The following is a 1,315-nucleotide window of genomic DNA, read 5'->3' on the forward strand; positions in this document are numbered from 1 at the left end:
GGAGGATCTGGAGCTTATCAGTAAACAGAGAGGTTCGAAGTGAGCGAAATTAACTCTCAGGCACTGCGTGAAGCGGCAGAGCAGGCAATGCATGACGACTGGGGATTTGATGCGGACCTTTTCCATGAGCTGGTAACACCATCGATTGTGCGGGCACTGCTGGATGAACGGGAAAGAAACCAGCAATACATCAAACGCCGTGACCAGGAGAACGAGGAAATTGCGCTAACGGTAGGGAAGCTGCGTGTTGAGCTGGAAGGCAAAGACAGGCGCATTACTGAGGTGACAATGTGGATTAAGCGACTGAGTTCCTCTCTCAAAAACGCCAAACCAGACAGCAAGTTGCCGGATGACGCCATGATCTGGCTAAATAATGAAGGACTTACCAGTATAGAGGATATTTTACGATGAGCACTTTTACCAAAGAATGGCTACAAAATACGATTACCAGTATTGAGTCAGCACGAGATGAAATGCCATTCGGACTCGACAACGATCAAGCACACATGCTTACAGCATTTAAAATCGCTCTCGCCTCACTGGAACGCGAACAGATTCGCCACGAGCATGCCAAATGGTCTGACTCCACATTTGGCTGCGTTGGCCCCATTGGTCCACTGAAACACCTCTCAAAAGAGGCTCTGGAAGCCGCAGCCGAACCAGACGATCTTAGCGAGTGGGCTGATATGCAGTTTCTGTTGTGGGATGCACAGCGCCGTGCCGGCATCAGCGATGCTGAAATTACCGCTGCTATGGAAGATAAATTGAAGATCAACATGGAGCGCCAGTGGCCTGAGCCAAAAGATGGTGAGCCTCGCTTGCACATTAAAGAACCCGGCAACTCTCCGGTAACTCCGGATGGTTTATCCACGGTATGCGCTGAGGCTTATCAGGTTGTAGGAGTTATGGCAGATGCGCTTGGTGTATTCGGTGATGCAGCAGTACAGAAAGTTCTGGATAACCTGTCACAGCAAAAACTTGTTCACAGAGATGTGCTGCCGTTCTCGCTTCCGGTAACTCCGGATGGTTGGGTTATGGTTCCTAAACAGGTAACGCCGGAAATCAGCAACGCGATAAACGTTGTGGGTCAACGCTGTACATGCGGAAATTGCTCTCAGCGGTTGTGGGATTTATTACTCGACGCCACACAGCAAGGAGTTAACCGTGGCTAACCTGCAACTTGCCGTCAAAGGTGAATAACAATCCTCGCACTCGCGGGGATTTCTTTTATCTGAACTCGCTACGGCGGGTTTTGTTTTATGGAGACAAGAAATGTCAGATTTGGCTATGAAGGTTTTGAAATGGCAATCGACTG

Annotated in this window: 3 pseudogenes; all 3 read left to right on the top strand. The window is 49.4% G+C overall.

Features of this window, described 5'->3' with window-relative positions:
- Window positions 1-87: 87 nt before the first annotated feature.
- Window positions 88-282: pseudogene (locus HEN33_RS27220) on the top strand (ead/Ea22-like family protein); the annotation flags it as partial.
- A gap of 125 nt (window positions 283-407) precedes the next feature.
- Window positions 408-542, top strand: a pseudogene (locus HEN33_RS26620) (hypothetical protein); the annotation flags it as partial.
- Window positions 522-1,172, top strand: a pseudogene (locus tag HEN33_RS24975) (DUF550 domain-containing protein); the annotation flags it as partial. The pseudogenes HEN33_RS26620 and HEN33_RS24975, both read left to right, overlap by 21 nt.
- Window positions 1,173-1,315: the final 143 nt, after the last annotated feature.

Source organism: Escherichia sp. 94.0001, assembly GCF_013369155.2.
Lineage (GTDB): Bacteria > Pseudomonadota > Gammaproteobacteria > Enterobacterales > Enterobacteriaceae > Escherichia > Escherichia coli_F.